Source organism: Nostoc commune NIES-4072, from assembly GCF_003113895.1.
GTDB classification, from domain to species: domain Bacteria; phylum Cyanobacteriota; class Cyanobacteriia; order Cyanobacteriales; family Nostocaceae; genus Nostoc; species Nostoc commune.
Window position 1 is genome coordinate 4585289 of the sequence record NZ_BDUD01000001.1, and the last position, 26193, is coordinate 4611481.

General features: G+C 41.4%; 28 protein-coding genes and 2 pseudogenes. 21 read left to right on the forward strand and 9 right to left on the reverse strand.

Features of this window, described 5'->3' with window-relative positions; genetic code table 11:
- Window positions 1–130 precede the first annotated feature (130 nt).
- From rpsB to recG, 4 genes are all read left to right on the forward strand, one after another.
- Window positions 131–925 (forward strand): 30S ribosomal protein S2, encoded by a 795-nt coding sequence (gene rpsB / locus CDC33_RS20265; protein ID WP_109012652.1) that lies wholly within the window; start codon window positions 131–133, stop codon window positions 923–925.
- A 216-nt stretch (window positions 926–1141) separates the two neighbouring features.
- A complete protein-coding gene (gene tsf / locus CDC33_RS20270) occupies window positions 1142–2086 on the forward strand; it encodes a translation elongation factor Ts (RefSeq protein ID WP_109010064.1) in 945 nt (314 codons plus the stop codon).
- 255 nt (window positions 2087–2341) lie between these two features.
- Window positions 2342–3169: a hypothetical protein gene (locus CDC33_RS20275; protein WP_109010065.1), complete on the forward strand. Its 828-nt coding sequence runs from the start codon at window positions 2342–2344 to the stop codon at window positions 3167–3169.
- A 91-nt stretch (window positions 3170–3260) separates the two neighbouring features.
- Entirely contained in the window at window positions 3261–5774 is a 2514-nt protein-coding gene (recG, locus tag CDC33_RS20280; RefSeq protein WP_109010066.1) for an ATP-dependent DNA helicase RecG, read from the forward strand.
- 57 nt (window positions 5775–5831) lie between these two features.
- Here the strand turns inward: recG and CDC33_RS20285 are convergent, their stop codons facing one another.
- Window positions 5832–6791, reverse strand: coding sequence for a glycosyltransferase family 2 protein (locus CDC33_RS20285; protein ID WP_439956639.1), 960 nt, complete (start codon window positions 6789–6791; stop codon window positions 5832–5834).
- A gap of 260 nt (window positions 6792–7051) precedes the next feature.
- Here CDC33_RS20285 and CDC33_RS20290 point away from each other — a divergent pair.
- From CDC33_RS20290 to CDC33_RS20295, 3 genes and pseudogenes are all read left to right on the forward strand, one after another.
- A pseudogene (locus tag CDC33_RS20290) lies at window positions 7052–8242 on the forward strand (PhoX family protein); the annotation flags it as partial.
- Between the two features lie 127 nt (window positions 8243–8369).
- Window positions 8370–8543 (forward strand): hypothetical protein, encoded by a 174-nt coding sequence (locus CDC33_RS38945; RefSeq protein ID WP_181374089.1) that lies wholly within the window; start codon window positions 8370–8372, stop codon window positions 8541–8543.
- 89 nt (window positions 8544–8632) lie between these two features.
- Window positions 8633–9112 carry a transposase gene (locus tag CDC33_RS20295; RefSeq protein WP_244919295.1) on the forward strand — a complete coding sequence of 160 codons (480 nt, stop codon included), beginning with the start codon at window positions 8633–8635 and terminating at the stop codon, window positions 9110–9112.
- A gap of 256 nt (window positions 9113–9368) precedes the next feature.
- Here CDC33_RS20295 and CDC33_RS20300 read toward each other — a convergent pair whose 3' ends face one another.
- The 3 genes from CDC33_RS20300 to CDC33_RS20310 all read right to left on the reverse strand — a co-directional run bounded on the left by CDC33_RS20300 (window position 9369) and on the right by CDC33_RS20310 (window position 10965).
- Entirely contained in the window at window positions 9369–9911 is a 543-nt protein-coding gene (locus CDC33_RS20300; protein ID WP_109010068.1) for a collagen-like protein, read from the reverse strand.
- A gap of 263 nt (window positions 9912–10174) precedes the next feature.
- The gene (locus CDC33_RS20305; RefSeq protein ID WP_109010069.1) at window positions 10175–10624 is read right to left on the reverse strand and encodes a hypothetical protein; all 450 of its coding nucleotides are present in this window, start codon (window positions 10622–10624) and stop codon (window positions 10175–10177) included.
- Window positions 10625–10635: 11 nt separating this feature from the next.
- A complete protein-coding gene (locus CDC33_RS20310; RefSeq protein ID WP_109010070.1) occupies window positions 10636–10965 on the reverse strand; it encodes a hypothetical protein in 330 nt (109 codons plus the stop codon).
- Window positions 10966–11183: 218 nt separating this feature from the next.
- Here CDC33_RS20310 and CDC33_RS20315 point away from each other — a divergent pair, with 218 nt between their 5' ends.
- From CDC33_RS20315 to CDC33_RS38950, 3 genes are all read left to right on the forward strand, one after another.
- The gene (locus tag CDC33_RS20315) at window positions 11184–11441 is read left to right on the forward strand and encodes a hypothetical protein (RefSeq protein WP_109010071.1); all 258 of its coding nucleotides are present in this window, start codon (window positions 11184–11186) and stop codon (window positions 11439–11441) included.
- A gap of 251 nt (window positions 11442–11692) precedes the next feature.
- Window positions 11693–12079, forward strand: a complete 387-nt coding sequence (locus CDC33_RS20320; protein WP_109010072.1) for a tyrosine-type recombinase/integrase — start codon at window positions 11693–11695, stop codon at window positions 12077–12079.
- Window positions 12076–12228 carry a hypothetical protein gene (locus CDC33_RS38950; RefSeq protein WP_181374021.1) on the forward strand — a complete coding sequence of 51 codons (153 nt, stop codon included), beginning with the start codon at window positions 12076–12078 and terminating at the stop codon, window positions 12226–12228. The genes CDC33_RS20320 and CDC33_RS38950 overlap by 4 nt, the downstream gene beginning before the upstream one ends.
- Before the next feature lie 300 nt (window positions 12229–12528).
- Here CDC33_RS38950 and CDC33_RS20325 read toward each other — a convergent pair whose 3' ends face one another.
- Window positions 12529–12813, reverse strand: a complete 285-nt coding sequence (locus tag CDC33_RS20325) for a hypothetical protein (RefSeq protein ID WP_109010073.1) — start codon at window positions 12811–12813, stop codon at window positions 12529–12531.
- A 179-nt stretch (window positions 12814–12992) separates the two neighbouring features.
- Here CDC33_RS20325 and CDC33_RS20330 point away from each other — a divergent pair, with 179 nt between their 5' ends.
- The 9 genes and pseudogenes from CDC33_RS20330 to CDC33_RS20365 all read left to right on the forward strand — a co-directional run bounded on the left by CDC33_RS20330 (window position 12993) and on the right by CDC33_RS20365 (window position 21029).
- Window positions 12993–13376 (forward strand): hypothetical protein, encoded by a 384-nt coding sequence (locus CDC33_RS20330; RefSeq protein WP_109010074.1) that lies wholly within the window; start codon window positions 12993–12995, stop codon window positions 13374–13376.
- A 95-nt stretch (window positions 13377–13471) separates the two neighbouring features.
- Complete coding sequence (locus CDC33_RS38955; RefSeq protein ID WP_181374091.1) at window positions 13472–13621, forward strand: hypothetical protein; 150 nt, start codon at window positions 13472–13474, stop codon at window positions 13619–13621.
- A gap of 211 nt (window positions 13622–13832) precedes the next feature.
- Complete coding sequence (locus CDC33_RS20335) at window positions 13833–14111, forward strand: hypothetical protein (protein ID WP_109010076.1); 279 nt, start codon at window positions 13833–13835, stop codon at window positions 14109–14111.
- Window positions 14009–14311: pseudogene (locus tag CDC33_RS20340) on the forward strand (ISH3 family transposase); the annotation flags it as partial. The gene CDC33_RS20335 and the pseudogene CDC33_RS20340, both read left to right, overlap by 103 nt.
- 1194 nt (window positions 14312–15505) lie before the next feature.
- Window positions 15506–16498, forward strand: coding sequence for a cation diffusion facilitator family transporter (locus CDC33_RS20345; RefSeq protein WP_109010077.1), 993 nt, complete (start codon window positions 15506–15508; stop codon window positions 16496–16498).
- A 174-nt stretch (window positions 16499–16672) separates the two neighbouring features.
- Complete coding sequence (locus CDC33_RS20350) at window positions 16673–16906, forward strand: hypothetical protein (protein ID WP_244919297.1); 234 nt, start codon at window positions 16673–16675, stop codon at window positions 16904–16906.
- 39 nt (window positions 16907–16945) lie between these two features.
- On the forward strand, window positions 16946–18907 hold the full coding sequence (locus CDC33_RS20355) for an alkaline phosphatase (protein ID WP_109010081.1): 1962 nt from the start codon (window positions 16946–16948) through the stop codon (window positions 18905–18907).
- A 127-nt stretch (window positions 18908–19034) separates the two neighbouring features.
- Window positions 19035–19541, forward strand: a complete 507-nt coding sequence (locus tag CDC33_RS20360) for a PEP-CTERM sorting domain-containing protein (RefSeq protein WP_109010082.1) — start codon at window positions 19035–19037, stop codon at window positions 19539–19541.
- Between the two features lie 285 nt (window positions 19542–19826).
- On the forward strand, window positions 19827–21029 hold the full coding sequence (locus tag CDC33_RS20365; RefSeq protein WP_109010084.1) for an argininosuccinate synthase: 1203 nt from the start codon (window positions 19827–19829) through the stop codon (window positions 21027–21029).
- A 114-nt stretch (window positions 21030–21143) separates the two neighbouring features.
- On the opposite strand, the gene CDC33_RS20370 is transcribed toward CDC33_RS20365, so the two are convergent.
- Window positions 21144–21776 (reverse strand): DedA family protein, encoded by a 633-nt coding sequence (locus CDC33_RS20370; RefSeq protein ID WP_109010086.1) that lies wholly within the window; start codon window positions 21774–21776, stop codon window positions 21144–21146.
- 487 nt (window positions 21777–22263) lie between these two features.
- Here CDC33_RS20370 and CDC33_RS20375 point away from each other — a divergent pair, with 487 nt between their 5' ends.
- Window positions 22264–22617 (forward strand): STAS domain-containing protein, encoded by a 354-nt coding sequence (locus CDC33_RS20375; RefSeq protein ID WP_109010087.1) that lies wholly within the window; start codon window positions 22264–22266, stop codon window positions 22615–22617.
- A 729-nt stretch (window positions 22618–23346) separates the two neighbouring features.
- Here CDC33_RS20375 and CDC33_RS20380 read toward each other — a convergent pair.
- Both CDC33_RS20380 and rpsF read right to left on the reverse strand, forming a co-directional pair.
- Window positions 23347–23907, reverse strand: coding sequence for an Npun_F5560 family protein (locus CDC33_RS20380; RefSeq protein ID WP_109010089.1), 561 nt, complete (start codon window positions 23905–23907; stop codon window positions 23347–23349).
- Between the two features lie 256 nt (window positions 23908–24163).
- The gene (gene rpsF / locus CDC33_RS20385) at window positions 24164–24514 is read right to left on the reverse strand and encodes a 30S ribosomal protein S6 (RefSeq protein ID WP_109010090.1); all 351 of its coding nucleotides are present in this window, start codon (window positions 24512–24514) and stop codon (window positions 24164–24166) included.
- A gap of 379 nt (window positions 24515–24893) precedes the next feature.
- Here rpsF and CDC33_RS20390 point away from each other — a divergent pair, with 379 nt between their 5' ends.
- The gene (locus tag CDC33_RS20390; RefSeq protein ID WP_109010092.1) at window positions 24894–25667 is read left to right on the forward strand and encodes a fumarylacetoacetate hydrolase family protein; all 774 of its coding nucleotides are present in this window, start codon (window positions 24894–24896) and stop codon (window positions 25665–25667) included.
- Between the two features lie 3 nt (window positions 25668–25670).
- Here the strand turns inward: CDC33_RS20390 and CDC33_RS20395 are convergent, their stop codons facing one another.
- Window positions 25671–26150, reverse strand: coding sequence for a Tic20 family protein (locus CDC33_RS20395; RefSeq protein ID WP_109010093.1), 480 nt, complete (start codon window positions 26148–26150; stop codon window positions 25671–25673).
- Between the last annotated feature and the right edge of the window lie 43 nt (window positions 26151–26193).

Consider the following 26193-nt stretch of genomic DNA (forward strand, 5'->3'; position numbering starts at 1 on the left):
CAACTAGAACTCTTCAGAATATGCTAACCTAGTATGGTTAACTAATCTCGCACATCTAAGAATTCGGGTGTTTCCCAGTTGGGAAATGCACTTGGATGGAGGTTTAACCCGAATCGGAGTTAAAAAATATATGCCAGTAGTTTCATTGGCTCAAATGATGGAGTCAGGGGTTCACTTTGGGCATCAGACCCGGCGTTGGAACCCAAAAATGTCTCCTTACATTTATACTTCCCGTAATGGTGTGCATATTATCGACTTGGTGCAAACTGCTCAGTTGATGGATAATGCTTACAACTACATGCGATCGCACGCAGAACAAGGGAAGAAATTTCTTTTTGTCGGCACTAAGCGCCAAGCAGCTGGAATTATTGCCCAAGAAGCTACCCGTTGTGGTTCCCACTATATTAACCAACGCTGGTTGGGCGGAATGTTAACCAACTGGGCAACCATCAAAACAAGAGTAGACCGTCTGAAAGATTTAGAACGCCGTGAAGAAACTGGCGCACTAGATTTATTACCGAAAAAAGAAGCATCAATGCTACGTCGGGAAATGACGAAGCTCCAAAAATACTTGGGCGGCATTAAAACAATGCGGAAAGTACCCGATATCGTGGTGATTGTAGACCAACGCCGGGAATATAACGCAGTTCAAGAATGTCAAAAGCTAAGTATTCCGATTGTGTCCATGCTGGATACAAACTGTGACCCAGATGTAGTAGATATCCCCATCCCAGCAAACGACGATGCTATCAGGTCAATTAAGCTGATAGTTGGAAAATTGGCGGATGCCATTTATGAAGGTCGTCACGGTCAGCTTGAGGCTGAAGATGATTACGAAGATTACGACGGCAGTGAGTATGATGATGACTACGAAGAAACCGAATATACTGACGCCGTAATTCCCGATGAGGAAACAGAGGAATAAGTAAAGCAGGGGTGAAGGAAATGTCCGAAGGAGGGTGGTGGCTGGCATAGTAGCAGCAAGCCGCCCTAGCCTGCGGCAAATGTAGGCTAAGGTAGAGGCGAAAAAAGTCATACCTCATAACTTCATTATTTTTTCTACCCCACCCCTGAGTAAGATAGAAATACTCAACACCCGTGAGCGATTACAACTCGAGGTCAAGTTAGGAATTGAGGCAACATGGCGGAAATATCTGCAAAACTCGTCCAAGAGCTACGCCAAAAAACTGGTGCCGGCATGATGGACTGCAAAAAGGCGCTGATAGAGAGTGATGGCAACATAGAAGAAGCCATAGACTGGCTACGGAAAAAGGGCATCTCTAAAGCTGGGGGAAAAAGCGATCGCATCGCGGCAGAAGGTCTAGTGGACACTTACATTCAGCCCGGTGGTCGAGTAGGTGTACTCATAGAAGTAAACTGCCAAACCGACTTTGTTGCTCGTAACGAGGCTTTTAAAGCTTTAGTTAAGAATTTAGCAAAGCAAGCAGCGACTGCTGATAGTGTTGAGTCTTTGTTGGCTCAACCCTATATTGAGAATGAAAATGGGACTGTAGAAGAATTCATCAAGCAAACTATTGCTACGCTCGGTGAAAACATCCAAGTGCGTCGCTTTATCAATTTTGCACTAGCAGAAGGCACACAAGGTGTAGTAGATAGCTACATTCACACTGGTGGTCGAGTTGGTGTATTGGTAGAACTGGGTGCTCAAACTGAGTCAGTGGCTACCAATCAAGAGTTCCAAAGCTTGGCACGGAACACTGCAATGCAAGTTGCGGCTTGTCCAAATGTCGAGTATGTGAGCGTAGACCAAATCCCCGCCGAAGTTGCCCAAAAGGAAAAAGATATTGAAATGGGCAAGGATGATTTGGCGAACAAGCCAGATAACATCAAAGAAAAAATTGTTCAGGGACGAATTGAAAAACGCCTAAAAGAATTGACTTTGCTCGATCAACCTTACATTCGCGATCAAAGTATTTCCGTGGAAGACTTGGTGAAGCAAGCAAAGGCGCAATTAGGCGAAGAGATTCAAGTTACCCGCTTTGTCCGCTATATACTGGGCGAAGGCATTGAAAAGCAAGAAATTAGCTTTGCTGATGAAGTGGCTGCACAAATGGGTACTAAGTAATATTAGTTAGGAGTTAGGAGTTAGGAGTTAAGAGTTAGGAGTTAATAGGAAGTTGCTTCATAATTCATCACTCATAATTTTTAACTCCTAACTTGTTTAAAGACAGGTCAAGCAAATAGCCTGACCTGTATTTTATTAGTAGAGACGCGAAATATCGCATTTAATTTAAAATATAAAATCCTCTGGAAAGTTATCCTAAAATAAATTCGTACATTTGTACTATGTAATAGTTCACATGGGCAAGAACGAAAAGATATGGCAAGAGCAATCGAGCGAATTGAACGAGATATTGCAGCAATAAAAGAAGCGATTCGAGCGATCGCAGTAGAACTACAAAACGCTTATGCTAGTTATCTAAAGACCTTGGGGCTAGCTGTACGAAAACAGTTGATTCTGGCGAGTTACCACCTTTGTACTCAGGGGTATCCGGAAAATTTTTTGAATTTGTCATTGAATCAGCGCCAGCAATTGCAACAAGCCATCCGCAATTTGGGGCAAGTGGCAGGGGAGAAATTGCTTGCTTGTATTCAAAGTGAGGAAGTTGGGGGAGATGAGGGAGATGAAGAAGTAACATCCTCTTTATCTTCTGGACTTGTGGATACCTCTAATTTTCAGTCTTTCACCGCCGACACCTCTAATCCTATAGAACTAGTAAAATGGCAACAGAACTTAGAAGAGGTTACGCAAGAGATACTGAAAAAACTGTCGCATGATGCTAATGTTTTAATACAAAAATCTGGGGTATTACCTAAAAAATTACCAGAACCGATTTTAGCAGCAGCAGCTGCGGCGGCATCAGAAGCGTCCGGTGAGGTAATGCCAGGGCCACCCAACTTATTAAACTTAGTAATTGAAATTGAAAATGAGCAGCAGTCAGAAGATCCTGGACTGACGCAAATCATGGCTATTAACCTGCGGCTAGGAGAAATTGAATTTGCTGATGTGGCACTCTCCTCTGAACGCAGGCAAATCCGCAGTATTTTAGTTCAGCTAAACAAGCTAGGACGAGAGTATCAAAAGAAACATCGAGAAAGAGCGATCGCTGAAGCTGAAGCTGCATGGCGTGCTAGTTGGTTTGAATAAAGTTATGAGTTATGAATTATGAGTTATGAGTTATTTATTCCTAACTCCTAACTCCTCACTTTTAACTCCTAACTCCTCACTCTGCTGACCAATGACTAATGAAAAACCAGATTGGATACGATTGCACAAAGCCTTGGCAATAGAAGCTGAACGCGGCTTTACAGACTTGATGGGCAGAGAATACCGCTTCAGTGAATTTCTTAGTCTAACTTTAGGCAAATTCCCAACAGGCTTACCCCACACTGAACGCCGCCGTTGGCAAGGACTAGCGGTGCAATTTGCTAGTTATCCACATCTAGCACTGGAAGAAAGACAACATTTAGTAGCAGAAACTCGTAGGTATCTCTCGCAATTACAGAAAGAGGAGCAGGGGGAGCAGGGGAGCAGGGGAGCAGGGGAGCAGGGGAGAATTAATAAATTCAAAATTCAAGTTGCGCTTCCAGCGCACCAAAGGCGCGACCCGAAATCTCCAATTGTTGCTGAGGTGAGTCGGAGGCTTGCACCGAACATTGACCAAAAACTTAGCGATTTACCAGAAATAGGCTTTAAAAAGGCTGATAATTTGGCACGGCTCGGTTTACACACCGTCCGCGATTTGCTTTTCTACTATCCTCGTGACCATATTGATTATGCGCGTCAGGTGAATATCCGCGAGTTACAAGCGGGTGAGACGGTGACAATAGTGGCTACAGTGAAGCGTTGTAACTGCTTTACTAGCCCTAAAAATCAGAAATTATCAATTTTAGAACTGGTAGTAAAAGATAACAGTGGTCAAATCAAAATTGGTCGTTTCTACGCAGGTACACGTTTTAGCAGTCGCGCTTGGCAAGAAAGTTTAAAACGCCGTTATCCAGTAGGTAGTATTTTGGCGGCGTGTGGGTTGGTAAAAGAAAGTAAATACGGCTTGACACTCGATAATCCAGAACTAGAGGTTTTGGCAAATCCAGGAGATTCGATTGAGTCGCTAAATATTGGGCGGGTAGTGCCAATTTATGGACTGACAGAAGGCGTGGTGGCGAATACAGTGCGACAGGCGGTAATAGCTGCTTTACCTGCTGCTGCTAACTTGAAAGACCCTTTGCCAAGTGGTTTGCGACAGAAGTATGGTTTGATGGAATTGAAAGATGCGATCGCTAATATCCATTTTCCCAGCGATAGCGCCGTCCTACAAGTTGCCCGTCGTCGCCTAGTTTTTGATGAATTTTTCTACTTACAACTTGGGTTACTACAACGTCAACAGCAAGCAAGAGCGATTCAAACTAGCGCCATCCTTGTTCCACGCGGTCAACTTGTAGAGAAATTTCACGAAATACTGCCTTTTCAACTCACTGGCGCACAGCAACGAGTTCTCAACGATATTCTTAACGATTTACAGAAACCCGTACCAATGAATCGTTTGGTGCAAGGTGATGTCGGTTCTGGTAAAACAGTCGTCGCCGTACTAGCCATCCTCGCAGCAATTCAATCTGGCTATCAAGCGGCGCTGATGGCTCCCACAGAAGTTTTGGCAGAACAACATTATCGCAAGTTAGTTAGCTGGTTTAACCTCTTGCATTTACCAGTGGAATTACTGACAGGCTCTACTAAAACTGCTAAACGAAGACAAATACATTCTCAGTTAGGAACTGGTGAATTACCTCTATTAGTGGGAACCCATGCCTTAATTCAAGACCCCGTAAATTTCCATCAACTTGGATTAGTGGTGATTGATGAGCAGCATCGCTTTGGAGTAGAACAACGGGCGCGTTTGCAGCAAAAAGGTGAGCAACCACATGTGTTAACTATGACAGCTACCCCGATTCCTCGAACGTTGGCACTGACGATACACGGGGATTTGGATGTAAGCCAGATTGATGAGTTACCGCCAGGACGACAAAAGATTCAGACAACAGTGCTATCGGGTCAGCAACGCAACCATGCTTACGACCTTATGCGGCGAGAAATTGCCCAAGGTAGACAAGTTTATGTGGTTTTGCCCTTGGTAGAAGAATCAGAAAAACTGGATCTGCGATCGGCAACTGAGGAGCATCAAAAGTTACAAGAAAGCGTTTTTCCTGACTTTCAAGTAGGGCTGCTACACGGTCGCATGAGTTCAGCCGATAAGGATGAAGCGATTACTAAATTTCGTGATAACCAAACGCAAATTTTGGTTTCTACTACTGTTGTGGAGGTTGGTGTAGATGTACCTAATGCTACAATAATGCTCATTGAAAATGCGGAGCGATTTGGTTTATCGCAACTCCATCAACTGCGGGGGCGTGTTGGTCGTGGCGCGGCTCAGTCTTACTGTTTGTTGATGAGCAGTTCCAGAAGTCCTGATGCTCAACAACGGTTGAAGGTACTGGAACAATCTCAGGATGGCTTTTTCATCTCAGAGATGGATATGCGTTTTCGTGGGCCAGGGCAAGTACTGGGAACTCGTCAATCTGGAGTGCCAGATTTTACCTTAGCAAGTTTGGTTGAAGATGAGGAAGTTTTACTTTTAGCGCGGCAAGCAGCAGAGAAAATAATAGAGATGGATGCAACTTTAGAGCGTTGGTATTTGATGAAAGAAGAGTTGAAGTATCGGTATGAGCGATTGATGGGTGGGGCAATTTTGACTTAAGGGACTTGCAAAAAATAAATTATTGCAAATTATTTGTACATTGCCTCAATTTTATAATTACAATGCTTGTTGTATTTGAGCATAAGCTTCATAGACACCCTTCACGTTGTACCAGTTGAGAAAGATTCGGGCGATTTCTAAAGCCAACTGAGGTTTACCTAAGTTAATTAGCCATTGCAATAATGGAGCCATTGTCCGTTCATTCAGCGTGCCGTTGAGTGACAAAATTCCCCAAAGCAAGCGATGCAGCCAAGTCATTTGAATCATCATTCGCACTTCCCATGTAGGATGCTTTTGATAAAATAAAACTCCCATACGTCCGCGTTGAATTTCTTGATCAATCAATCGGGGAATTTGCTCTAATTTAAATGCTGGATGCCAATGATATCCTACAGCTTCGGGACATTTAATTAGTGTCAGACCTAGTTTTTTCAGCCGCACACCTAATTCTAAATCTTCCCAGCCATAGAGTTGGAAGCTGGTGTCAAAAAGTCCAGCTTTCTCTAGCCAATGTTTAGGGATTGCTACATTTCCCGTAGCAAAAAAAGCTGCTGAAAAATCTGTGACTTTGTAGGGTTCAGCAGTTGGGTTATTGAAATTACAAGTATTAATAACTGCACCGTAAGTGAAAAAGCGATCGCTCCCCAATTTCTCCTTTCCCTGCACTAGCGCCTTTGCATGAGCTTTCAGGAAATTCTTCAGCACTACTAAATCGCTATCAATAAAGATAATTGTATCTCCCAGCGCCTGTTCTACTCCTAAATTTCGAGCCGCAGCAGGACCAGCATGATCTTGCCCAAACCAGCGCACATGGGGAAATTCTTCTTTGTGTCCTGCTAACCACTCCAATGTGCCATCAGTAGAACCATCATCCACTAAGACAATTTCGTAATCAGTAACCGAACTTGACTTACTCAACTCCTGCACCTCCAAGGCGCGGAGGCACTTTTCTAAAATCGGTTGGCGATTATAAGTCGGTATCACAACGCTGAAAAACACAGTCTCACCCACACACAACACTATTTATCCATCTCCAGGATAGGACAGATGCGACACTGACACTGTTCCTTACATAATTCTGGTTACAGAAATGGTAAATCTGCTCATAATGCAATATTGGCTGAATACTTAAAAACAGGTATATAAAATTACTATATCTTCAACCTGAAATTATAGATTTTTCTATGTCTGTTAAAGTATATTTTACTTTTACAGGTATAAGTATTTATGCTTAACTCAATATTACTTTTTTCAAGATGATTTTTGAGTAAAGTAGTGTCACAGAAGCAGTTAAACCTGATGGTACTCAAACAGATTACACCAAGGATACTATAGGCAAGACTTTTGGTTTAGTTGGCGAAAAATACGGTTGGATTGTCGAAATTGACCTGGTAAATCCGAATTTCCGCCCTCGCAAACACACTTGGTTAGGTCGTTTCCGCCATGAAAATGTCGCCATCCGGGCTGAAGCAGGTAAGAAATTAGTTGCTTATATGGGTGATGATAGGCGTGGTGGACATACCTGGAAATTTGTCAGTAAAGGTACTGTTTCTTCACCAACTAGTAAAGCTAACAGCAGTTTGTGGGAAAGCGGTACTTTATACGTTGCCCGTTATAACCCAGACAAAACAGGTAAATGGATACCGTTACTCTTAAATACAGCTACCAATCCTATTCCACCATCAGTTATTTCTTCTCAAGAAGGTAACGTGTTAGAGGAAAAAGTGAAATTTTTACCATTACCGAAACGTAATGGCGTTGCAGATCAAACTGAAGATGGTGGTATCTTTAAATGCGATCGCACCAACGAAGCAACAGCATTACCTAATTATCAAAATAAAAAGCTATCTGACTTCTACCCCACCCAAGGCGCTGTTCTCAGTGATGCTTTCTTAGCCGCAAACTTGGCCGGAGGAACACCCACAGCACGTCCAGAAGATTTAGAAGTACATCCCTTCACCAAAGAAGTGTTCATCTCCTATACCGATGGTGCGCCAGGAAGCGATGGTTATCCAGATTCGCGGATTTTCCAAGTTGCCAAGGTAAGTACCGATGTCAATGCCACACAGCAGTCAGGCGGACTATACAAAATTATTGAAGATAGTACTGATGGTACAGGTTTAACCTTCCGATGGGAAAGATTTGCCCAAGGTGGAGAAGCCGGATCGATTGATGGTGCTGGCTTTGCGAATGTAGATAACCAGGTGTTCGACAATAAAGGTAATGTTTGGGGTGTCACGGATATGTCTACCGGCACTCACAACGGTTTTGATATCGGTGCAGCTGGTACTCCAACTACCATTGATCACAAAATTAGTGGTGACGTTTCTAAGTTTACAGGAGTTTTTGGTAATAACTGGCTGTTCTTTATCCCCACCAGTGGAGCCAATGCAGGACATGTAGTACCCTTTGCCTATGGGCCAGTGCGTTGCGAGATGACAGGCCCAACTTTCGTAGAAGATACACTCAGTAGACCGAAAAGTTTGGCGATCGCTCCGTGATGAATACCTGTATAAGTAGATTTTTGTTGAAAATTAGTAATTTTAAATGTCAGTGTTAAATTGCTAAGTTGGCTCTTTAACATAAGTAAATTTAATGAATCAGCCAAGTGTAAGAGCAAATCTCACACCAGAATATGATTATGCTGTGATTGCAGAAAATTTTGTCAAAGAGTTGCGGGAGAATCGACCTAGAAGGATATCTGGTTTGACTATGACTGCAACTACTACTCCAGCTTTAACTGACAATAAAACTTTGAGTACCTTTTAGCAATAATTGAGCCTTTAAACCTGAGAATTGAACGATTATATTTAGATAGGGAGTTCTTCTGCGTACCTGTTATTAGATGGTTGCAAGCTTTGGATATTCCATTTGAAATGCCAGCTATTATCCGAGGCAAACATGGTGGAACTAAACAATTAATTAGAGGTAGGCGGAGTTACAAAACTAGTTACACTTTAAACAGCGATAAATATGGTTCAGTAACTTTTAGTGTGTGGATAGTTTGCACATATAAAAATGGTAAAAGACGAGAGCATGGGCGGGAATTTTTTGTTTATGCTGTCTATAAAGTTAAACTGTCATTACATTCAATACATGATGACTATCGTCTTCGTTTCGGAATTGGAAGCAGCTATCGGATGAAAAATCAATGCCGGATTAAAACTACTATTAAAAATCCCATTATTCGGCTTCTGTTTGTTGGTTTAGCTTTTTTAATTATTAATATTTGGATTTATCTAGTATGGCATTATCTCAGTCGTTTAAAAAGAATCCCCAGAGGGTTACTCGCAGGACTAAAGCTTATTAAAAGCGCTTTCTTCTTCCATCCTGCGTAAATCCTGAAACTCCCGAATTTTAAAAGTTCCCTGAGTCTGCAAAAAATTTTCAATATCTTTCATGGAAGTGTAGAGGCGATTAGTCCGATGATCTACTGTTTGCGATACTTGAGCAATCAACAGGGTCACGGTGTCTTTCCTGTTGATGTAGTCCTGAATATGTAGATCAAGCCTATGATCTAATTCCCTAATTTTTTCGGCGTTGTCAGCGTGTTCTTTTAAATCCTCTTTTATCTGAGAAATAGAAGCTGAAATGTTATTTATTACTAAGCATGAAAGCATTGTGAACAGTCGCCGCAAAAGTTAAGAGTGCCAATGCTTTTTCAACATAAGTATTTTTAGCAATTGTTTCAATAAATTGTGATAGCCCTCCCGTGACTTGTTTACCTAATTTGTTATTAATAATATTTAAAAGCGCTAATTGTGCTGCATTGCTAAATTTAGAGACAATATCGTAAATTTGCTTTAGCAAAGCAAGTATTGGTGTCAATATTGATGTTCGAGTTGTGCTGTGTTGGGTTGTACTGTTGAGCCGCGTTTGTGTATGTTGCTGGACAATTAACGCCCTAAGTCCTGCTAAGTCTCCTGGATTCACGTCTTTACCATCCCTTCCATCTTTGCCGGGTAAACCATTTCTGCCTGGTAATCCACTGATGCCAGGTAATCCGCGCTCACCTTGCCGCCCTGGTGTACCGGGCAGAGTTACTACTGTTGTGACGCCATCACGCCCTGGTACGCCTGGAATACCTTGTAATCCCCTTTCGCCCTGCCTTCCAGGTATCCCCGGTATACCTTGCAAACCGCGAAGCCCTTTTACAGTTTGATAAAGTGTGATTGCAGTTAATGCGGTAGTTAACGCTGTACCTGCCTTACCGAGTGCATCTACTGCAATGCGTTTAGCTTGTTGCCCGATGCTTTCAGCCTGTGTTGCCTTGTTGTAAGCGGTTGTAGCGTTTTCATTAGCTTGTGCAGCGTTTCTTACTGCGCCGTCGGCTGTAGTTTGTGCTTGTCGTGCTGTAGCTTGTGCCGTTGTTGCATATCCGTACTAGAAGCGCTCATTTGTTAACTGCAATTCCTACTTTTTAACTGCCCAGATAAGTTTTCAATTTGCGCCCAATCGCTATTACTAATGCACTTGCCGCTACACCCAGTACCACAGGCGGTTTCGCAGTCTGACAAGGTTTGATACAGCCCCGGTGTATTATAGGTAGATTTATTTGTGCAAGCTCCGTTGATGCAATCATATTGCTTGGAATCGCAGCAAGCGCCATAATAACCGCTATCGTACCTTGTAGAGTATTCTGGCGGAATTGGGTAAGCGCCTACTTGCGATACAGGAATAAAATTTAAGATTTTTGCTCCAACACCTGTATTGATGCCGTTTATTACTTGGACTACGCCACAAGAACCAGGTACGGTAGTTGCGCTTTCGACACAGTAATAACTATGCCCCATCTGATCGATACAGTTCTTGAAAAGCAAGAGATAACATTGCTTTGCATTAATAGTCATCTTGCTTTGCATTAATAGTCATCCGGGTCAATGGTGGAGCTAATATCAAGTTTTGCGAAGTTAATTATTAACTGATCCACGCGATAGGCATCATTATTTGTCCCTCTAGTGGTGAAGCTAGAAAATCCAGAATTGACATAAATCGACTGATTAATATTTGAATCAAAGTTAGTTTGAGTTAAAGAAGTTTGAGCTTTTAGGAGAATTCCTGTTAGCAAACTTTCAGCTGTGTTGTTTGCGTTTGCGGTCAATCGCGGTAAATCAGCTTTAGCAATTGTGATTGTGGTTGCGGTTTGGGTGGCGTTGCTTCCAAAAATATCTGCTAGGGTTGGTTCTGCCATAAAAGCGGATTTAGATAAAGTGAATAAATCCGTTGTATGACTTAATCAAATTTGTGTAAATATTCTACTTTTATGTAAAACCGGAAGTTTCACGGACGACGTTAAACCATTGCTGTGATTACGATTGATGCAACTTTAGGTAATACATGAAAAATAAAAACTTCCAGATTAACACCTCATAAGGGTTAATCCAGAAGTCGGATCATCAAAATAATTTTATGAAAAACAACCGCAACGGACAAGCATCTGTTTTTACGCTCGCTGAATATTCTAAAGTCCGCAGCAAGATTCAAAGCCAAAAGTACAAATTACTTTTAGACCTGGCTTGGTTTACTGGTGAAAGGTGGGGGGCGCTGATCCAAATGAAAATTACGGATCTTTACGATACTGAAGGCAACCCACTCAAAGTAATCACTTTTCGGGCCCGGACTCGCAAGGCTGTAGGGGGGAAACCCGGATTTCTCACAAAGGTTTAAACGAGTAGCCCAAAACGCTTATGCCACTTAGACTTGAGATAAAATACGCCGTTCACATATTGTTGTGATTCGTGCAGTGTCTAAAACGCTCAAAATCTAAGCCTGATAAAGGTTTGGTAATAGCGATCGCACCGCTTGTGAGAAATGCGGGGGAAAAAGAAAACCCAAAAAACTAGTACCGCAAGGCGGAAGTCAAAAGTCAAAAGCCAAAAACAAAAAGAAATACAGCGTAAATGTTTCGTTGATTTGAAATGGGTTGTTTATTTCCGCCGCGCTGTACTAGGCAAGTGCCAGTCCACCCAACTCTTCATGAAGTCTTGAAAGCATATACCCCAGACCCAGCAGATTCAGAGTGGCTTTTTCCTTCCAAAAGGGACTACACCGAGAACGAAGTTGTCAAACACATCTCACTCAGATATGCGGATATGGTGTTTCGTGAAGCTGTGCGGAAGGCTGGTCTGGAGAGTCGAGGTTTTAGTACGCATTCTACCCGCCGGAGCTTTACTACTCATCTTGCCAGAAACGGTGTCTCGTTGCGGATTATCCAAAAGCTCTTGGGCTACGCGGATTTAAAAATGCTGTCTGTGTACATCGATGTGAATGATTCTGAGCTTGAAGGCGCGATCGCAACTCTATGAACGCCAAACTCCTCCAACTACAAATTGAGATTTTCTTCGAGCGGTTGCAGAAAGGGGAATACGACCATCCCTTATATTTAGCTATGGCACTGGAGAATTTAGCTTCTCAGGCATGGGATGAGGTAGACCGGGTTTACCCAGAATTGTGACAAACCGCAGTCGCGGCGGATAAACTCGAAGCGATACATCTTACTAACAGGTGCGAAACTGCGATCGCACTTCTCCCTAGAAAGTGCGATGCCTGCGGCGGGCTGCGCCTACGCATTTTTCATTGGTCATTGGTCATTGGGAATTGGGCATGTTGCAGGACTGAAGCCCTTGCGGCATTTCTGACAAAACCATCTTTGAACTAGTCTCTTGTCAGACAATTTATAACTACCGTTTTCAAAAATTAGTGTCGTTTGGTCACATCTTGGGCATGGTGGACGGCTCATGTTTCCAGCCTCGGATTAGGTTCTCAATTTCACATGGTAATTTACCATCCCAGATCCAAACTTCCACATCTGCCTTTTTGCGCTTGGCGATGATACTGTCCACGCTACCCAGGTATTAAATTCTGATAAATCTGGCTCTATCTCGCTGGCAATTTGCCCTTGCCTCATTAACCACTGCCAAAGGATTTTTGCGGCGGGTGGAATATGATGTTGATAACAAAATGCTTCGTGTGCTTCCGTCCAGGGAGGCGAATTTTTTGGTGAATTTTCTGGCATAATACTATTAGTTTGATGCGTCATCAGTCCACCGGGAAGTTCAATTTTAGGTGGACTCTTGGTTTTTTAGACAATCGGCGATCGCACTCCAGAAATGGCGGACGCGATCGCACACAATAAAGCCGTCCTCGCCACAGTAGGCAAGGACGGCTTTATTCAGGTTCCTCAGTGGGTTTTTCGAGATTTTCTACTAACTCTTCAAATTGCTCAATTCTCGACTGAAGATAATCTATTTCATTAATGAAGAACTAGAACAGGTAGAAATTGGACTGCACACCCAACAGCAAGAGCAAGCGCTCTATGAAATTTATGGCGCAACGCCTTCTTACCCTAAGGAAGTCAGGGAGGAATTAACCACTAGCCTGGAACACTTATATAAGGAGCCGAGCGCGGATTATAGCGGTGAAACTTCCGCTTCCACTTCCGACAATAAAGCTTTTTATTTGGCTGTGAAGTCACTACTGGAAGTTAGAGGGGAGACTTATGTGATTGAGCAAGTTTTGAAAATGGGGGGCCGCCGATGGGAGTCTGGCAAGCGGCGATTGCAACAGATATTGCAGCAAGGCAGGCAGGAGGAATGGGACTAATTTCAAAGCGATGGCGATCCATGATGAACGCGATCGCTTTATCGATATCAACACTTCAACACGTTTACAAGTAAAAAATATCACATTTATGTGCGATGACCAAACATGACACTTGGGTAAAACTCAAGCCCAATAGCCCTTATGAGCCAATTTTGGATTTATTTCCAGATGGCATGATACCCATGCGCGATCCATTTGCGTTAGAGCGTGTGACCACATCGGACGGTGATGTGGTTGCCCTGTAATTGACATGGAGCGCCTCAGTAGCTTTCAAGCCCAAGCCTTAGCCCAAATTCAGTAGATCACAAACTTTTCCCCCAAGAGCGATCGCTAACCGTCCAAGGCAGCGAACACATGTACTACTCTTGAGATTTCAATAAGTAAAAATTATAAGTGAATCATCAACTTCTAAAATATGAAATCATAAAGATTGTACGTAGCGTATTGGTAAGATAATTGACTTTTTTATCAGGACAAGTGGCTTTAACAGATTTAGAAACTTTAGAAGAAGTTCTTGAGTGCTTAACAGAAAATTTCTCCATTGAAACTACTGGTGTCTGCGACCAAAAAACTCTATTTGAGATTTTAATAAAAGCTGCTAGTAGTGGAGACAGTATTGAAAATACAGCTAAAATTATATTCATCAAGATTATCGAAAAAGATTTGGGATTGAAAGTAGTTATCGGCTCAAAAACATCTGCCGGATTAGAACAACTAATAAAAAGCCAGCCTTGAGATTATTGTTTGTTGGTATCTCTTTCATTTTAGTAAATATCTGGGTTAATCTTCTCTGGGCAAAAATTAGTCAACCCAGGAAAGGTGGACGATTAATTTACCGTAAACTGTTTAGCCTCAAACAAATGTTGGCTTTCTTACGTCAAGCTGTTGAAAAAATACATGAAGTCGTTGAAAGCATTTATCTTCCATCGGGTTAGTTCTCAGAAACTAAGTTATCGCCTGGATATAAGCAAATATTATAGATAACCAACATACTTGCTTAAACGGTGGCTGATAAAAAGTATTACAGACTACAAAATTTTCTAGCGATCGCTCTTGGGGAAAAGTTTGTGATCTACTGAATGTGGGTATTTACTTTATTAAAAGTATGAGGTTTTTAAAATGTCGAAAGGCTTTAGATTTGAGATTTACGCAATTAAAAAAACGACTGACTATACATTAATTAATGATGCTGCAAAAATACAACAAATTTCAGAAAACTTAAAGAAGGATTCCCTTTAGGGTTGGTGTGAGCCTGTTGTTAAAATACACTTTGACAAATTTACAGAACAAGTATCATTAGCAGATGCCTCCTACGCATCGGAAGAAGATTTTAAATCAAGTCCAGAATGCAAATCCCTTAAAGAAAGGGCAATTGAAGAACTGCGAATTTATTTAAATTTTGTTCTACAGGTGCTTGCAACAAGAACCGAAGAATATTATCAAAGTATCGGTGAGGAAAATCCTTATCGGGACTGATTTCTTAAAGGGGGAGAGATGGCGAGACTGTAACTAAGTGCAAACTAGAAAGTTTAGTTTTAAAAACGAAACAATCTGGGTAGTTCAACGAATTGATTTGTAGCAGTGGCTCCCACCGCTTTCCTTTGAGCGAAGCGGTTAAGAGTTGCGCCATCCCCTAGAGAGACATCCCTTTACTCTGTCTTCTTTCTTGTCGAAGAGCCTCTGATCTTATTTGTTGCAATACGCGCTCTGCTTCTTGCCAAAAGCTTAGGTCTTCTCTCTCTGAAGGGGCGACATGAAGCTTATACAGTCAGCTTTATAGGCTTCATGTCGCCCCTTCAGGTAATTAGTAACAAATTACTAACAGGATGATTGCTGTGAATTGCAAATGTTAATATGCTTTAATTTTTCATTTTTAACAAAAGCATTACCATTTCTTAAATCAAGTAGGATAAATTTTTTATAGATACATATTTTTTCTAATCTTCCTGTATTTCTGAATCTACAAAAGCATATTTTCAGAAGAGATTGGTAAGTAATTTTATAGAAACGGCATGGCAGCAAAACTCTTTAACTGCATAGCCTCTTAAAAGCCAATAGAGGATATACTCACCACAAATACGAGTGATGTGATTTTTTAAACTACTGTGCTGTAAAAAGGTTTTTGAGTAATGGTTTCACTTCAATGGTGTGGATGTGCAGATAATTCTGTAAAAGTAGTTAATAATTACCAGAAAGCAAAAAATTTGTGGATAACAGTAGGTTTACTTGCTGTTTTTTTTGTTGCTGAATGGAGTGTAGGCTTATGGAGTCAAAGTCTATCTTTACAGGCGGATGCAGGACACATTCTCTCGGATATTACAGCCTTGGCAATATCACTATTTGCTAGTTTTTTGGCAAAGCAACCAGCTAAGAAAAAAGCAACATTTGGACATCAGCGAATCGAAGTTTTAGCAGCTTTGGTGAATGGATTAGGTTTAGTTGCGATCGCTACTTTTATCATATTAGAAGCTATTCAACGCTGGCAACATCCAGCAGCAATTTTAGGCTTACCAATGTTAGCAATTGCAGTATTAGGTTTAATCATCAATCTGCTCAATATTAATTTGCTTCATCCCCACAGTCACAACGACTTAAACTTACGGGGAGCTTTGCTTCATGTCATCGCCGATACTGTTAGTTCTGTTGGCGTAATTATAGCTGCTTTAGTAGTTCATCTTTGGGATTGGTGGTGGGCAGATGTTGCTATTAGTATAGTCGTTGCAATCTTTACGGGTTTGAGTGCTTTACCTTTAGTGCAAGATAGTTTAAGGATTTTTTTGGAGTATGCACCGGAATCAATAGATCCTGTTGATGTGGAAATATCTCTCAAATCTTTTCCTGGTGTTGTTGAAGTAGAAAAACTTCATATCTGGGCAATTAGCTCAAATAAAGTAATGCTTTGCGCCAACTTGACAGTTGAATGTACAACTATTCAAGAACGCGATCGCTTACTTACTAAGTTAGAAACTCATATCCGAAAAACCTTTAATATTGCTGAGATAACCTTGCAGCTAAGTAGCTGTATGAAATCTTCAGCGTTGCCAATTCATCCTTTATTTAACCAAGATTTAGTTTTCATGTTGTCTGCAAGTAAAACCAATTTAACTCAAAACCATAGCTAAAACCATAGTTATTCTAATTACTACTATAAATTCTAAATAAATTGTGCTAAGTTACTCTGCCTATATTTAGTTTTTAAAGACTATTTAAACATAATGCTTATTGGCATTTTTTAACTGTCAAAGCATAGCAATCACTGATTGCAACTCGGTTATTTACTAAGAGGTTTCCCAATCATGACTCTCATTCAAAAATCCAAAATGATTTCATTACTGAAACAGTACAAACGCGCCTTAGCTTGGTTTATATCTGGTCTGGTTATGGCAGCTTTGTTGTTCTTGGGAACATCAAATCAACAACCAGCGATCGCCTTTGAGCAAAGTCAAGCCATATCTACTCAGGCAGATGTGACTGCTACAGACTTAGACTTTGGTGCTAGTCATCTAGAACCAAATTTTTATCAAAATTAACGGCTAACAATTGCTCAATTAACTTTAAGGCACACTTCAATGATTTCATTTTTGCAAAAGTACAAGCGATTCCTAGCCTTTACTATGGCTGGCTTCCTTTGTACCGTTCTACTGGTAGTTGGTAATTCTGTTTTTCAGCCCACTATGGCGGCTGGTAATGGAGTTAACGTAATTATCATGATTGGTGATGGTATGGGTTGGAATATGGCACGGGCCGCAGCCGTTGCCAAAGGCGCTCCTTTTTACACCAGTGGTAAAGGCTCAGGTCTGAGCTTTCAAAAGCTAAGTGGATATGGATTGGTAACTACTTACGGCACAACTATTCAGGGAAATACACCAGCCAATCCAACAGACCAGCCCCATCTAACAGGTAACTCTGCTCTGGATGGGTCTAATACAGTGACTGCTGCAAGTCCTCTTCGTCCTAACTTCTCATTCCAGCCTACTCCTTTTAACCCTGGCAATCGATCTGATGGCAATAGCTTAGAGGATGGTAATCTCGCGGGTTATGACATCAGTAAGGGCGGCCCTGTTCCTTGGGTTCCTTTGACCCCTGCTAATTCTGGTACTTATGACAAAGATTACATCAAGTACAGTTATCCCGACTCTGCTAACACAGCTACAACTCTGTATACAGGAGTAAAGAGCTTTAACAACGCAATGGGGGTAGACATTTACGAGAAGAAGTTGAAAACCATCCTAGAAATTGCCAAAGAAAAAGGTAAGTCTACAGGCTTGGTAACTTCCGTACCTATTAGCCATGCAACGCCTGGTGCTGCGGCTTCTTTCGTAAATCGTCGTAGTAAGTATGACAGTGTTTACGACCCCAGCAAAACCAACCAAGACAGCATTTTGCAACAGACATTGCTGAACTTTAAACCCAATATTTTGTTGGGTGGCGGTCATCCCAAAGATTTTGAAAATAGAGCCAGCACAAGTACAGCAGAGGGTGTCTTTAACTATACGTATATTACCGAAGACACTTACAAGCATCTGAAGAATAATCCTACGTCTAATCGTTACGGCTATACCTTTTTGGAACGCGGCCCTAATGCAGCTAAGGCACTGCTAAACACGGCTGCTAAAATCGACCCCAACAAGGGAGGTAGATTATTTGGTCTGTATGGTGCGCGTGGACAAAATGGTAACATTCCTGTTAGTTCCTCTAAGGGTGACTATAGTTTGACAGGTCTGGACAACTTCTCTCTCTATACCTCTGTTGTCAAGCCTGGAACTCCTGCTACCTGTCCATCAGGTCAGATAATAACTGGTACTGCTGGGGATTGTGTTCCTGTAATTGATGCAGCTGGTAATCCCATCGCTCCTAATGCTCCTGCACCCGATACTGTTCGTCCTCTGGCTCCTGGTGAAACTGATGCCAGTTTTATCGCTAAAGAAATTAACGAAAATCCAACTTTAACTGATTTGACCAAAGCAGCTTTAACCGTTTTAGGTAAAGACAAAGATGGTTTTTGGCTGATGGTTGAGGGAGGCGATATCGACTGGGCTGCTCATGATAACAACATGGATAACCTGATTGGTACCATGAATGATTTTGATAAGGCAGTCCAGCAAGTCATTAGTTGGGTAGAGAATCATGGTGGTTGGAGCAAGAACCTGCTATTGGTTACTGCTGACCATGACCATTACCTAACTCTGAATAATGATTTTGCTTCTAAATTGACTCCCAATCCTAACCCAAATCAGGCTAAAGGCTTGAAGTATAACGCCAAGGACATCACCTTTGTTAAGCACAATCCTACTGATGCTGGTCACTTCTGGGGGTCTGATCCAAATTACAAATATCTCTGGGGTAGCCATAGCCGCCGCGTTGTACCTGTTTACTATCAGGGTGCTTACGCATCAACTCTGACGCGATCGCTAGGACAAGGCTTCCAAATTACTGATAGCTCTGGTACTTATACTGTGCCTGGTGTTCGAGGTGTGGTTGACCAAAGTCATATCTTCCAAGCCATGAAAACTGCGATCACAAGTCCGTAAATTGAATACGCCGCTTCACTAAGACACTAACTGAAAAGCTTTCTGTTGCAGAGACGTGTGTTACCACGTCTCTGTCTCAAAAAACTATTGCGGTATTATTGCACCTGTTCTTTTATCAAGAGAAAAAATGACTGACTCCATCTTCAAGAAGTTAGCAGCTGCAACGGTAGGAACTGCTTTGATTTTTTCATTAGGGAAAACTATGCCGGCTCAAGCAGCAGCCCTAACTTATAATTTTTCTAACGACGATAAAACTCTCACAGGTACTTTTTCATTCGACCAAGCAGCAGCAGACGATCAAGAAGTAACGATCGCAGAAGGTTTAAAGATTTCTGCTAGCTATGGTGGCCAGTCATACACTGAAGCGGATGATCCTTTAGCATCAGTTTTCACCGACAAAACGGGAACAATTTTTAACCAAGCGGGGTTAGGGTTATATTTTACACCTAGCGCTTTTAATGTCTACCGCGAAAATTTTATCAACCTGAACGATTCCATTAGTGCAGGTGTTCAGACTGTCACTTATACCAGTGTTCCAGAGCCAAATTTAATGCTTGGATTGTCTATATTCGGGTTGAGTTTGTTTTTGAGTAAAAAAATAACATCTCCTAAAGCATCAAGCACAAAAGCTTAAATCAAATTATCAAGAATAACAGGGTGGGATAATCCACCCCGCAAATTTTTAAAATTATAAAATCTCAAAGCTCAGATTCCCAATTTTTCTAAAAAGTTAGGGAATCTTGTTATTCACATAATAATTTAGAATTGCTACATTGTTTTATTAGCATCAGACAAAAGTTAACGGTAATGTCTGGGTTTGCAGTTAATTAAGCTATTAGTTGTTGCATGAATAAAATATACATGGATTAGTTTAGATATAATAATGACTCATTGTTTGTTTTCCTCACTGGAGAAATTAATGGGTCGCGCCAAAAAGGTTGTCCTGGCATATTCTGGTGGAGTAGATACCTCCGTTTGCATCCCTTACCTCAAACAGGAGTGGGGTGTGGAAGAAGTGATTACCCTAGCAGCAGATTTAGGCCAGGGAGATGAATTAGAGCCAGTTCGAGAAAAAGCTCTGAAATCGGGTGCAAGTGAATCCCTCGTGGCGGATGTCAAAGACAGCTTCGTTAAAGATTACGCCTTTGGAGCGATTCAAGCCAACGCCCTTTATGAGAATCGTTATCCTCTCGGAACTGCCCTTGCTCGTCCACTGATTGCTAAGGTATTAGTAGAAACAGCTGAAAAATATGGTGCTGATGCGATCGCTCACGGTTGCACCGGCAAAGGGAACGATCAGGTTCGCTTTGATGTCTCTGTCACCGCCTTAAACCCCAACCTAAAAATCCTCGCACCAGCCAGAGAATGGGGCATGAGCCGTGAGGAAACCATCGCTTATGGTGAGAAGTTTGGTATACCCTCACCAGTCAAAAAATCCTCTCCCTACAGCATTGATAAAAATTTGCTTGGTCGTAGTGTTGAAGCTGGTTTACTCGAAGATCCGTCATTTGAGCCACCAGAAGAAATTTATGAAATGACCAAAGCGATCGTGGATACTCCCAATGAGCCAGAGTACATCGAAATTGGCTTCCACAGTGGTATTCCGACAACCCTCAACGGTATAGCTAAACAGCCAGTTGAACTAATTGAAGAACTCAATCAGGCGGTAGGAAATCACGGTATCGGACGGATCGACATGATCGAAAACCGTCTGGTGGGCATCAAATCGCGGGAAATCTATGAATCACCCGCGATGTTAGTGTTAATTCAGGCACATAGGGATTTAGAAAGCTTGACTTTGACGGCAGATGTCACCCATTACAAACGTGGGATTGAAGAAACTTATAGCCAAATCGTTTACAACGGTTTGTGGTACAGTCCACTCAAAGTTGCCTTAGATGCCTTTATTCAAAAGACACAAGAGCAAGTTTCTGGAACTGTCCGAGTGAAGTTATTCAAAGGCAACTCTACGATAGTTGGGCGTTCGAGTGATAATTCTCTCTATACTCCCGATTTGGCAACCTACGGAGCCGAAGATCAATTTGATCACAAAGCTGCTGAAGGCTTCATTTACGTTTGGGGACTACCGACTCGCATTTGGTCGCAGAAACTTAAGAGTTAGGAGTTAAAAGTTAGGAGTTAGGAGTTAAAAAAGCAAAATACAAAAAGTAAAAATAAAAAAATAACTTTTTACTTTACTCCTAACTCATCATTCCTAACTCCTAACTCTCACTTTTTACTTCTCACTACTCGCTTCTTTAACTTGGCGAGACTCTAACCACAGAGGCACAATAATTAGGGCAGCCAATATCAGTAACGCTGCGATCGCAAATTGACCCACCCAAGCAACCAATTGTTCTAAAGAGACAATTTTGCCAGCAAAGAAAGCCAATGTCACCATCAAACTAGCCCAAGCAACTGCTCCTAAAAAGTTGTATAAAAAGAATTTTCCAAAAGGCATTTCAGCTATCCCAGCTAGTGGTGCAGCAAAAACTCGTAACAATGCCAAAAAACGTCCAAAAAATACTGCTTTAGCAGAATTTTGACTAAATTGCTCTTTAATAGCCAGCAGCCGCACTTCAGAAATCCGAAATATGCTAGCAACTTTTACTAGAAAAGACCAACCGCTAGCTCTACCAATCCAATAGCCACAAGTGCCGCCAATTACAGCACCCATAATTGCATCACCGAGAACCAGCCAGAAATTCAGTTCATCACTGCCAGCTAGAAACCCGCCTACTAAGGTCACGGTTTCACCAGGAAGGGGAATGCCTAAATTTTCTAGCAAAATTCCGAAAAAAACTGCCCAATACCCGTAAGTGTGGGCGACTTTTTGGATATTTTCTAGTGAAATCAGCTCTAAAGACATTCGCACCACCGTCTTTACAAATTTTTACTTTTATTATATCTTTGCTTGTTTATGCGCGTGGTGTCAATTAAACCGCTATATAGAGCCATCAAGTCATTAGTTTAATTATGAATAACACATAAATTAGAATCTATGTCAACTATTAATTTTTGACTATTAACTATGCATTTTTTAAGGATTTTTACCACAATTTCGTAATTTATTACAAACAAATTAAAATATTTATAAAAGATTTATAAATATCCAGTTAAATGATGAAAATCTTGTAAAAGATACGGTTGATACCGAAATTGTTAGGCGTTTATGCCTATATTGATAAAAGTTATCACAAATTATACGGCATGAATACTGAAATAATCTTTCTCAACTGCATGGCTGTATTTACCCAAATACCAGGGTAAAACACTTATTTTGCTGGTGAAAAAGGAAAGGTATTGATGTCTTTTTTCAATTTTTTGTCAAGTGTTCCAACTACCCTGTTAAATTCATGATTCTCACACAAGAACTTCAAGTTATTTTGTTTAAACCCCAAGCAAGCATAGATTTGGAAGGTGGTAAGACTTTGAGTGAACAAATGGCTAGAGTAGTGCCCCAAGCTCATCAACTCTGGGTTATAGACTTAGCAGAAGTTAATTTCATGGACAGTTCTGGATTAGTCCCCTTAGTAAAAGGGTTGAAAGCTGCACGTCAGAGTGGTTGTCGCTTGGTTCTATGCAACGTGCAAGCTCCTGTACGGTTAATTTTGGAACTTACCCAACTAGATTCAGTGTTTGAAATTTTTCCCACTTATGAAGACATTTTTACTACCGTTAAAGATAAAAGTCTGGTGCTAGCAGGCTAAATAATAAATCTACCTATAGATGGATGGTGGAGTCAAGCAATATTTGCATTTTTTCATATTCTCCAAGAGAAGAGTCTGGTGCTAGCAGGCTAATTTTCTTTTTTTCTAGAGAAGAATGTTGAAGGAAACTCATGGCTTTGACGCAGTTGATGTCAATAAGCAGATGAATGAACCTGCTTGTTGAAAACTATTTACTAGTGCGTCAAGTTTAAATTGATGGATAAGCAAATTCTTAGAGAAGGCGCTAGCCTCTCCCATGAGTGACTAACTTGGACTTTAGTCCTAATGTTTTAAGGACATTTTGTGTTTACTACAAACCGTCAAAACTAACTTAAACATTGTACGACCTAAAGCAGTGCAGTAAGAATTGACTAAAATCGGTCAAAACAATGCAATTATTTGTGAGACTCCCCAGCTTTTGAAATTAATCTAAGCTAATTATTGTTTATAACCGATTTAACTAATGCAAAAAACCAGAGGGTAAGAAAGGTGATACTATCAGCCTTTGCGTTATTTATAACTCCATAGTTTTTATTTATCGTAAATCAAAGGGTTTAAGAACCCTACATTTATATATATCATCGGTTTCAGTCAGGGTTTAAATCACCGTCTGAAATGTCTTTAATTTTGAATTTTGAATTGTTAATGCCTTGGTGTAGTAGTTGGATGTATCTAAGACACTTTTTCCTGGCAATTTTTTACCTGTTCGATTCCAGCATAATGATAACTTTAGGCGTTCTGGGGAGTCGAAATGTTAGTTTCTTCGGATGCTGGTCGCGGAAAATTTGGCAAATCAATGCCACTGTGACTAGCATTGCGAGTTTTGAGTGCTAGACGGTAACTCACACTTTGTAGTTCTGCTTGTAGTTGCCGATTTTCCCGTTGTAGCATTGCTACCTTTTCTCTCACCGGCGTCATTCGTTCTTCAAACTTCCGCCGATAAATTTGAGGTAACTCTTGTACTACTTGCTCTAACATTCGAGTGCGATCGGTGAGTTCTTGAACTGACTGTCGCAATTGGTAAATTTCAGAGTCACGAGTTGTAATTTGCTCTTGATAGAACGCCACCTGCTGCTCTACAGCTTGGAGTTGTTCTTGTAAAGCTTGTAACTGGGTCGTATCGCGCTCAATGTCCGGCTGCTGGGGCATAAAACTAGTGTTACCCTTTACCAGCCGGAAGAGTTCTTGAGATAGTTGTTGTACTAAGGAATCACGAAGTTGCAACTCTTGGCGTAGCTGCGACACTTCCGTAGAGAGAGCTTGAATATTAGGTGTATCAGATTGGCTCACAGTAGCTTACAGCTCCCATTCAGAATCTTGTCCACTCTTAGGTATAACTGCGGGAGTACTACCTTTGGCAAGTATTTGTTAATGTAGCATTCCTAAGCAAGTCATGAAAAAAGAAAAAACAAAATTTTATTGAATGGAGTATTGCGTTGGGGAGTGGGGATGAGGGAGCAGAGGAAGCGGGGGAGGCAGGGGAAGAAGAATTATTGATTAATGTCCATTCTCTACTCCCTATTCCCTATTCCCTACTCCCTACTCCTTAAACCGATGCTGCCACTTTAGTGGGTTTTTCTTTTTCTTCTTTAGGGGGTTTTTCCTCTTCGGCTTCCTGCTTAACTGTCAAATAGCGAATTACTTCTTCACTCAAACGCATGGCGCGTTCAAAGGGAGCGATCGCAGTTGCAGGCGCAGTGTAATTTAGCTGTATGTAGATACCATCGCGGTGTTTTTTGATTTCATAAGCAAGACGACGCTTACCACGATTTTGAATTTGGATCTCTTCAGCGCCTTGGTCGCGAAGCAAATTCTGATATTTAGTAATTGCTTGCTCTACCTGTTCGTCTCCCAGGTCTGGACGCAGAATGTACATTGTTTCGTAACTTGTAGTCATATTTTTCAGTCTCCTTATGGACAGAAATGGCTGCTGGTGCTAATTTATACCTATTTTAATTCAAAATGTCGGTATTAATCAACATCTGAAGCAACAAGGAACTATAATCTTACCAGTTTTAAATTTGAATCATTAGCCAAATCGCCGAAATTTGAATTTTTTGGATGTCCTTAATGAAAAATAGGTCGCTTCCCGGCCCCCAGATTTCTTTAGCTTATTCCAAAATAATCTCTCACTTAACCGAAACGTATTGGGACATATATTATAGCGAGCGATCGCTTTCAGGCTCAAGGCTCAATCGGTTCGCTAAAAAGCTAACTGATGATTGCTACCCGCTCACAGCAACAAAAAAGCAGATAAAAGGATATTCATTAAGGTTATGGCGCAACGCTATGTGCGAATTCAAAATCAAGAAGGACAGATTTACTATGGGTTACTACAGGTATCCTTGAATGTGCAGGTGTTAGATGCTCCGCCTTGGTTACAAGGACAACCCACTGATTTAACTTTGACACCAGAAAATTACCAAATTCTGGCTCCCTGCGCTCCCTCAAAAATTGTGGCGGTGGGTAAGAATTATGCAGATCATGCAGCCGAAATGGGGACTCCAGTCCCTTCTGAGCCACTAATTTTTCTCAAGCCACCCACATCGATCATTCCATCTGAGAAGGAAATTAAGTATCCTCCCCAGTCACAAAGAGTTGACTACGAAGGAGAGTTAGCATTAGTGATTGGCGATTACGCCTTTGAATGTACACCACAGGTAGCCCAAACTAAAATTTGGGGCTACACCATCGCCAATGACGTAACAGCGCGGGATTTACAAAAACAGGATGGTCAATGGACGCGAGCTAAAGGTTTTGATACTTTCTGTCCCTTGGGGCCTTGGATTGTGCGGGAATTAAATCCAGGAGCGAGATTGCAGACTTTTGTGAATGACAATGCTCATCCAGTCCAATCTGCCTGTATCGATCAGATGGTGTTTTCTCCCGATGTTCTAGTTTCTTATATTAGTCAGGTTATGACGCTACTACCTGGTGATTTAGTGCTTACAGGTACGCCGGAGGGTGTAAGTCCATTGCATCCAGGCGATCGCGTCCGCGTCGAAATTGAAGGTATTGGTCGCCTGGAAAACACCGTAGCGTCCCGTTAATTTCTAACGCACTTGCATATATACTGCATCGGAAATTGCCGGAATTTCTGCATAGCGTCCCAGTAGAGACTGGATAGTGGAATATGCAACTGCTGCTACAACGCCTAGAAATATGGTGTTAGCTACTGTTTCTATTGCAAAGCTAGTACCAGGAACCTCTGCTAAAACTCGCACCAGTATGGAACACAAAAATATAACTATGTCCAAAAGAATCGCCTGCATTGTGTTGAAACGAATGAAGTGATTGATTTTTTCGTTTCTTACCACTAATAGGAACAAGGCAAAGAACACAATTATTTGTCCAATTTGTCCTAAACTACCGTAAATTATTAAAACTGGTTGCAGTGGTAAAAGCAGAACTTGTAGTGCTGGAAACTGTTTAAATAAAAACCTGCCGAAGACTAAGCCATCAATTAGAGGCAGCAAATAAGGCAAGCAAGCAAAAATTCGATCTGAAACCGTTGTAGACCCGCGCCAAGACATTATGCGTTCTCCTGTGGTTAAATTTTAATAGTTACTTGAGCTT

Coding starts and splice junctions, on each gene's coding strand:
- CDC33_RS20345 (WP_109010077.1), top strand. CDS start 15,506: ATGGTTTCACTTCAATGGTGTGGATGTGCAGATAATTCTGTAAAAGTA.
- CDC33_RS20320 (WP_109010072.1), top strand. CDS start 11,693: ATGGGTTGTTTATTTCCGCCGCGCTGTACTAGGCAAGTGCCAGTCCAC.
- rpsB (WP_109012652.1), top strand. CDS start 131: ATGCCAGTAGTTTCATTGGCTCAAATGATGGAGTCAGGGGTTCACTTT.
- tsf (WP_109010064.1), top strand. CDS start 1,142: ATGGCGGAAATATCTGCAAAACTCGTCCAAGAGCTACGCCAAAAAACT.
- CDC33_RS20395 (WP_109010093.1), bottom strand. CDS start 26,150: ATGTCTTGGCGCGGGTCTACAACGGTTTCAGATCGAATTTTTGCTTGC.
- CDC33_RS20350 (WP_244919297.1), top strand. CDS start 16,673: ATGACTCTCATTCAAAAATCCAAAATGATTTCATTACTGAAACAGTAC.
- recG (WP_109010066.1), top strand. CDS start 3,261: ATGACTAATGAAAAACCAGATTGGATACGATTGCACAAAGCCTTGGCA.
- CDC33_RS20305 (WP_109010069.1), bottom strand. CDS start 10,624: ATGACTATTAATGCAAAGCAATGTTATCTCTTGCTTTTCAAGAACTGT.
- CDC33_RS38950 (WP_181374021.1), top strand. CDS start 12,076: ATGAACGCCAAACTCCTCCAACTACAAATTGAGATTTTCTTCGAGCGG.
- CDC33_RS20375 (WP_109010087.1), top strand. CDS start 22,264: ATGATTCTCACACAAGAACTTCAAGTTATTTTGTTTAAACCCCAAGCA.
- CDC33_RS20390 (WP_109010092.1), top strand. CDS start 24,894: ATGGCGCAACGCTATGTGCGAATTCAAAATCAAGAAGGACAGATTTAC.
- CDC33_RS20370 (WP_109010086.1), bottom strand. CDS start 21,776: ATGTCTTTAGAGCTGATTTCACTAGAAAATATCCAAAAAGTCGCCCAC.
- CDC33_RS38945 (WP_181374089.1), top strand. CDS start 8,370: ATGAATCAGCCAAGTGTAAGAGCAAATCTCACACCAGAATATGATTAT.
- rpsF (WP_109010090.1), bottom strand. CDS start 24,514: ATGACTACAAGTTACGAAACAATGTACATTCTGCGTCCAGACCTGGGA.
- CDC33_RS20325 (WP_109010073.1), bottom strand. CDS start 12,813: ATGACGCATCAAACTAATAGTATTATGCCAGAAAATTCACCAAAAAAT.
- CDC33_RS20360 (WP_109010082.1), top strand. CDS start 19,035: ATGACTGACTCCATCTTCAAGAAGTTAGCAGCTGCAACGGTAGGAACT.
- CDC33_RS38955 (WP_181374091.1), top strand. CDS start 13,472: ATGACCAAACATGACACTTGGGTAAAACTCAAGCCCAATAGCCCTTAT.
- CDC33_RS20315 (WP_109010071.1), top strand. CDS start 11,184: ATGAAAAACAACCGCAACGGACAAGCATCTGTTTTTACGCTCGCTGAA.
- CDC33_RS20310 (WP_109010070.1), bottom strand. CDS start 10,965: ATGGCAGAACCAACCCTAGCAGATATTTTTGGAAGCAACGCCACCCAA.
- CDC33_RS20355 (WP_109010081.1), top strand. CDS start 16,946: ATGATTTCATTTTTGCAAAAGTACAAGCGATTCCTAGCCTTTACTATG.
- CDC33_RS20275 (WP_109010065.1), top strand. CDS start 2,342: ATGGCAAGAGCAATCGAGCGAATTGAACGAGATATTGCAGCAATAAAA.
- CDC33_RS20365 (WP_109010084.1), top strand. CDS start 19,827: ATGGGTCGCGCCAAAAAGGTTGTCCTGGCATATTCTGGTGGAGTAGAT.